Source organism: Fimbriimonadaceae bacterium, from assembly GCA_019638775.1.
Classification (GTDB): domain Bacteria; phylum Armatimonadota; class Fimbriimonadia; order Fimbriimonadales; family Fimbriimonadaceae; genus JAHBTD01.
The window spans coordinates 1-5,260 of the sequence record JAHBTD010000059.1; the positions used below are offsets into that span (position 1 = coordinate 1).

A 5,260-nucleotide genomic window follows, 5' to 3' on the forward strand; every position below is an offset into this window, starting at 1 on the left:
GTTGGCGAGCGCGACCGCCGATCGGCTGGTGGCAAGGTCGCAGCCGATGGTGATCATCGATTCTACGCCGGCTTCCCGCGCACGGGCGATCATGGCCTCGCGGTCGGATTCGTAACGCGCATCATCGAGATGGGTATGGGTATCGATCAGCATGGGGCGCATCCTACCATGGTCGTTGAGGCCGTGACGACTGCCGAATCTCACCTGCTTGACAAGATTTCACGATGAGTGTTAAATGCAAATCACTTGCAACACGAAGTGGTCGAGATGGCAGATTCAATCATTGACAGTCTGAAAGCCGGCGGAAAAAAGCTTACAAAGCCCAGGCAGGCGATTCTGTCCATCCTGGAATCGAGTGCGCTGCCAGTCACCGCCGCCGAGGTGCATGCAGGATTGAAAAAATCCCACGTGAATATGGACCTTGCCACTGTGTATCGGAACCTGACCATGCTTCAGGAGCTGGGCCTCGTCGATCCAGTAGGGTTGCGTGAGGGGCAGATGCGGTATGAGGTGCGGCATGGGCGGGAGCATCATCATCATATTCAGTGTCGCGGGTGCGGTCGAATTGTCGATCTCATGCTGTGCCCGCTCAAGAAACTCACGCAACTTGTCGAGACCGAAACCAAGTTTGCGGTCGAAGGCCATTCCCTGGAATTTTTCGGTTGGTGTCCGCAATGTCGATGAACGCACTTGTGACGGCCGGGAAACGGTGGGCGCTTGTCGCTCTGTATGCCCTGCTGCTGTTCTCTCTCCAGCCGCTTCTACTCGATCATACGTTTGCGGCCGGGACCTCGCATGAACATTCAGACCAGGATGCCTGTGCCTGGCTGGACCATGCAGCGAGCGCCGGCCTGCACTCCAATGCTCCTCCTGCCTCGCAGGTACAGATCCTCACATCCGTGTCTGTCTTCCTGACGATTCCCTACTATTCCATTGTGCTCTCTCACATCTCCGTCCGCGGTCCTCCCATCCTTCTCTAACACTCGTCTCGTTGTGCTGATGGTCCCCCTCATGCGTCTTGTGCAGGGGAAGACCGGGCAGCTGCCTGCTCGCGCCTCCTGTGGGGCAGGGGCTCAAGGGGGTGGGTTGTTCTTCGCCCGGAGGAACAGCGCTCGGTCTTCTCCTGCAGAAGGCGTGCATCGTGTGCGCGCTCTGTTGAGGGTTTTCATTCACTGGAGGTGAGTATGGCTACCGACCTGATGGCGCCCGTTCCCGTGACGGTTCTGACGGGATTTCTTGGGGCAGGAAAGACGACCTTGCTGAATCGAATCTTGACGACCGAGCACGGCAAGCGTGTGGCGGTCATCGTGAATGAGTTCGGCGAAGTGGGGATCGACAATCAACTCGTCATCGGCGCCGACGAAGAAATTTTTGAGATGAACAACGGCTGCATCTGCTGCACGGTGCGGGGCGATTTGATCCGCATCATCGGTAATCTCCTCAAGCGAAAAGACCGGTTCGACTACATGGTCATCGAGACGACAGGGTTGGCCGATCCCGCGCCGGTGGCCCAGACCTTCTTCGTGGACGAGGAGATGAAGCGACGGTTGTCACTTGACGGGATCGTCACCGTCGTCGACTCGAAACATATTTGGGAACACCTTGACAAGAGTCCGGAAGCCAAAGAGCAGATCGCCTTTGCCGATGTGATCCTGCTCAACAAGATCGATCTGGTGCCGTCGACCGAGGTCGACCGGCTCGAGGCTCGAGTCAAGGCGATCAACGTCATGGCAAAGATCCATCGGACGAGAGATGCGCAGGTGGAGATCAATCGGTTGTTGAACATCGGCGCGTTTGATCTGAGCCGGAAACTGGAAATTGATCCGAATTTTCTGGGCGAAGACGCTCATGAACATGATCCGAGTGTCTTCTCTGTGGCGCTGGTTGAAGAGGGAATGATCGATGAAGGGAAGGTCAACGACTGGTTCCGCGAGGTGCTCTCCACGATGGGAACGAAGATTTACCGGATGAAGGGCATTCTGAACGTCGAAGGACGCGACCAGCGGTTCGTGTTTCAGGGAGTCCACATGTTGTTCGACGGCAAGGCGGACCGAGCCTGGAAGAAGGGGGAAGCCCGCAGCAACCAACTGGTGTTTATCGGAAAAGATCTCGACCGCGCGGCGTTGACGAAAGGATTTCGGTCATGCCTCGTCTAGCCAAGTCGAAGGCGGTCATCACGTTGGGCCCGGCAGGGTATGCCAGGCTCGGCGATTACATCAATCGCGTGGCCTTCTCTGCGGATGGCACCGGGCTGGCGGCTTGTTCCGCATCGGGACAAGTCTCGATTTGGCAGGTGCCTACGGTGCAACCGATCGGCGATCTCAGAGGCCATGACCGGTCGACTCTCACGCTCGCCTGGCATCCGAGCCGCAGCGAGTTGGCAACGGGTGGGCAGGATGGCGTCGTCAGGCTCTGGGGCCTCGATGCAAGCGCGGAGAGAGCCGTGCTTCCCGTGGGAGAGCAGGGTTCGTGGGTCGAACATCTGGCCTGGTCTCCGGACGGGCGCTTTCTGGCGGCATCGGCAGGGAAGAGCCTCCGGATCTGGACTGTGGATGCGGCGAGTAGCTCGCAGCTGGTTGCGGATGTACCGGCGCACAAAACGACTGTGTCGGCGCTGTCCTGGATGCCGAATGGCGGAGGTGTCATTTCCTCCTGCTATGGAGGTGCGTGGCTCTGGAAGGTGGGAACGGACAAACCGGTGCGGCCGTTCCCGTACGACGGCGCGCTACTGTCCATCGCGGTCAATCCGTCCGGGGAGTATCTGGCTTCGGGAAATCTCGACGGCTCAGTGCATTTGTTTCGCACGGACAGCGAGCAGAATTGGCACATGTCCGGTTATCCGATGAAGGTGACCTCGGTCAGGTTCGACCATAACGGGCTCAATCTGTTCACGGCCTCCGGTCCCGCTCTCGTCTCCTGGAACATGAAAAAATTCGAAGGCACCGGCGGGCGCCTGTTCAAAGGACACCTGGGATGGATTCAGGAGATCGCCTGTCATCCCAACCTGTCGCTCGTCGCGACGGTTGGCGAGGACGGCCTCTTATGTATCTGGGAGCCGCAGACCACCAAGCCGATTCTCAGCCAGGAAGTGAACAAGTCGGGCGGGCTGTCCACGGTCGCCTGGAGTCCTCACGGCACATGGCTGGCGACCGGCACGAATGACGGCGTGGTGTCGCTGTTCTCCGTAGAAGGCATCGGAGAACGGTCATGAACCTGTTCGGAGGGCGTCGTACTATCGCTCCGGATCAGGCAGAGCGCATCAAGGCCTGGGCTCGCAGGCTGTGGGCACTGCCCGACGAGACCACCGTGATGGTCACGGAATTGGAGTGCCGTGAGCCGGGATGCCCGCCGATCGAAACCGTCCTCGCGGTGCTCGAAGGGCCGGGAAGGACGACACAATACAAAATCCACAAAGCGGCCGACGAGGTGTCTCAAGCGGATGTCGAGGCGTTGGCGGCCGGAGAGGAGCCGCATCATGCCCACTAAGGCCACGCGAGCCAGAGCCTCAGCTTCTCCGGTCTATGTGATCGCCGGTTTTCTCGGTAGCGGGAAAACGACACTGCTGAAACGGGTGCTGGCTCATGAATTGGAGCGTGGCGTCAAACCGGCCGTGCTGATGAACGAGTTCGGTGAAGTCGATGTGGACGGGGCCGTCCTGCACGCACATCCCCGATCCAACGAGATCGAGGTAGAGTCGCTGCTGAGCGGCTGTCTTTGCTGTGACCTGTCGGGGGCGTTCACCGAGAAGGTCGGCCATCTCTTGAAAAAAACGCAGGGCGCTCCGCTGTTCGTCGAAACGACCGGCTTAGCGGACACGGGCCAGGTGGTGGCCGGCGTTGAGCAGGCCTTGGCCGAGCATTCGGATACGGCCAGGCTGGCTTCGGTGATCGTGATGGTCGACGCGCCGCGATTCCTGAAGCTCGGCGCGTTCTGGCCTGCAGCGAACGACCATCTCAAACGAGCCGATACGGTGATCTTGAATAAGCTCGATCAGATCGACGACCGTCAGGTCGCGCTCGTGGAGGGACGGGTCAGATCGGCCAATCCCGCAGCGCGTATTGTCAGGGCGGTCCATGCGGATGTCCCGATCAATCGACTGTTAGAAGTGCGGGCAGAGAGGCGCAGGGCGAAGATTGTCACCGGTCCGTTCAAGGATTCTACCGCGGGGTACCGGAGCGGCAGCTTCAAAATCCTGCGGCCGTTCGAGCCGGATCGGCTGGGGCGCTGGTTGAGGCGATATCAACGCTCCGTGGTGCGGCTGAAGGGATACGCCAGAGTTCAGGGGCGTCAAGGGATGCAGGAGGTGCAGTGGGTAACGGGCGCTTTGTCCATTGCGCCGTACCAGGGTGCGAAGCAGTCGCAAGCGAGGATTGTGGTGATCGGCCGGCGGGTGGCCTGGCATCGGTTTCTGGAAGGGCTTGAACAGTGTCTCGTGCAGCCGGAGCGGGACACCACTGGTCGGCGTCGGGTCGGGAAGAAGGTTCCGTGATGAGGGGGTGTGATCATGATGACAACGGTAGGCAAGGGGCACACCTTGATTGATGATCCGGTTGCGCGCCGGCTGGTCAAGGACGCGCACAGTCGTATGTACAAATGGCCCGCCTCCTTCGCCGGCTATCGGGCGAACATGACGCTGAACGAGGACGGGCGGATTTGGGCCGGGAGCGTACGGCTCGTGCCCAGGAAAGACACTACCGTCGAGTTGGCCGGTGCCGACCCGTCGCTGCAAGAGTGGGTACGTGAGCGGTTGTGGACCCAGGGGATGCACCTGGCCTCTGCCTCCTTCGAGGAAGGCGACGGGAAATATGTGTTGTCCTTCGACCCAGACGACGATCCCGCCGTTCCGCATCCGCGCGGGCGGCGCGTCTTGCTCACCGGTGGGCGACTCGAATCGTGGTACCGAATCAAGGATCATCGTTATACCCAGATTGGTCGTCTCACCCCCATGACCGAGCGTCGCGTGAACACGATCGAACGATACGATCAGGCGCCGGATGGTCGGCAGTATTCCTCGCACTACGTCATGACGTATTTCACGCTGGATGGCCAATCGGTCGTGGGAATGGAGAGTTACGTGAACGAGTATCTGGATATAGACGGTATGTGGTTGCCGCTGCGCCGTTGCGTGTCGTTCGGAGAAAGCGGGACGGTCAAGACGCGGGTGATCGAACTCTCACAGCATGAGGTGTGGTGATGGATGACAGTCAGATAGACGGGGCTCGCCTGATACCGGAGCGGCCGGAGTTGCGGGCAGGGGAAC

At 59.9% G+C, this 5,260-nt stretch carries 8 protein-coding genes; 7 read left to right on the forward strand and 1 reads right to left on the reverse strand.

Features of this window, described 5'->3' with window-relative positions; all coding sequences use genetic code 11:
• On the reverse strand, window positions 1–162 hold a 162-nt coding region (locus KF784_19515; protein ID MBX3121254.1), incomplete at its 3' end, for a TatD family hydrolase.
• A gap of 105 nt (window positions 163–267) precedes the next feature.
• Between KF784_19515 and KF784_19520 the strand changes: the two genes are divergently transcribed.
• The 7 genes from KF784_19520 to KF784_19550 all read left to right on the forward strand — a co-directional run bounded on the left by KF784_19520 (window position 268) and on the right by KF784_19550 (window position 5,194).
• The gene (locus KF784_19520; protein ID MBX3121255.1) at window positions 268–684 is read left to right on the forward strand and encodes a transcriptional repressor; all 417 of its coding nucleotides are present in this window, start codon (window positions 268–270) and stop codon (window positions 682–684) included.
• Entirely contained in the window at window positions 675–980 is a 306-nt protein-coding gene (locus KF784_19525; protein MBX3121256.1) for a hypothetical protein, read from the forward strand. Before KF784_19520 ends, KF784_19525 begins: the two co-directional genes overlap by 10 nt.
• 204 nt (window positions 981–1,184) lie before the next feature.
• Window positions 1,185–2,156 carry a GTP-binding protein gene (locus KF784_19530; GenBank protein ID MBX3121257.1) on the forward strand — a complete coding sequence of 324 codons (972 nt, stop codon included), beginning with the start codon at window positions 1,185–1,187 and terminating at the stop codon, window positions 2,154–2,156.
• Window positions 2,144–3,211, forward strand: coding sequence for a hypothetical protein (locus tag KF784_19535; protein ID MBX3121258.1), 1,068 nt, complete (start codon window positions 2,144–2,146; stop codon window positions 3,209–3,211). Before KF784_19530 ends, KF784_19535 begins: the two co-directional genes overlap by 13 nt.
• Window positions 3,208–3,486: a hypothetical protein gene (locus tag KF784_19540; protein MBX3121259.1), complete on the forward strand. Its 279-nt coding sequence runs from the start codon at window positions 3,208–3,210 to the stop codon at window positions 3,484–3,486. The genes KF784_19535 and KF784_19540 overlap by 4 nt, the downstream gene beginning before the upstream one ends.
• Window positions 3,476–4,489: a GTP-binding protein gene (locus tag KF784_19545; protein MBX3121260.1), complete on the forward strand. Its 1,014-nt coding sequence runs from the start codon at window positions 3,476–3,478 to the stop codon at window positions 4,487–4,489. Before KF784_19540 ends, KF784_19545 begins: the two co-directional genes overlap by 11 nt.
• 15 nt (window positions 4,490–4,504) lie before the next feature.
• On the forward strand, window positions 4,505–5,194 hold the full coding sequence (locus KF784_19550; protein MBX3121261.1) for a DUF3386 family protein: 690 nt from the start codon (window positions 4,505–4,507) through the stop codon (window positions 5,192–5,194).
• Window positions 5,195–5,260 lie beyond the last annotated feature (66 nt).

What these genes read in the sequence shown, in the direction of transcription:
- KF784_19525 (MBX3121256.1), top strand. Translation starts at nt 675, where the DNA reads ATGTCGATGAACGCACTTGTGACGGCCGGGAAACGGTGGGCGCTTGTC.
- KF784_19530 (MBX3121257.1), top strand. Translation starts at nt 1,185, where the DNA reads ATGGCTACCGACCTGATGGCGCCCGTTCCCGTGACGGTTCTGACGGGA.
- KF784_19540 (MBX3121259.1), top strand. Translation starts at nt 3,208, where the DNA reads ATGAACCTGTTCGGAGGGCGTCGTACTATCGCTCCGGATCAGGCAGAG.
- KF784_19535 (MBX3121258.1), top strand. Translation starts at nt 2,144, where the DNA reads ATGCCTCGTCTAGCCAAGTCGAAGGCGGTCATCACGTTGGGCCCGGCA.
- KF784_19545 (MBX3121260.1), top strand. Translation starts at nt 3,476, where the DNA reads ATGCCCACTAAGGCCACGCGAGCCAGAGCCTCAGCTTCTCCGGTCTAT.
- KF784_19550 (MBX3121261.1), top strand. Translation starts at nt 4,505, where the DNA reads ATGATGACAACGGTAGGCAAGGGGCACACCTTGATTGATGATCCGGTT.
- KF784_19520 (MBX3121255.1), top strand. Translation starts at nt 268, where the DNA reads ATGGCAGATTCAATCATTGACAGTCTGAAAGCCGGCGGAAAAAAGCTT.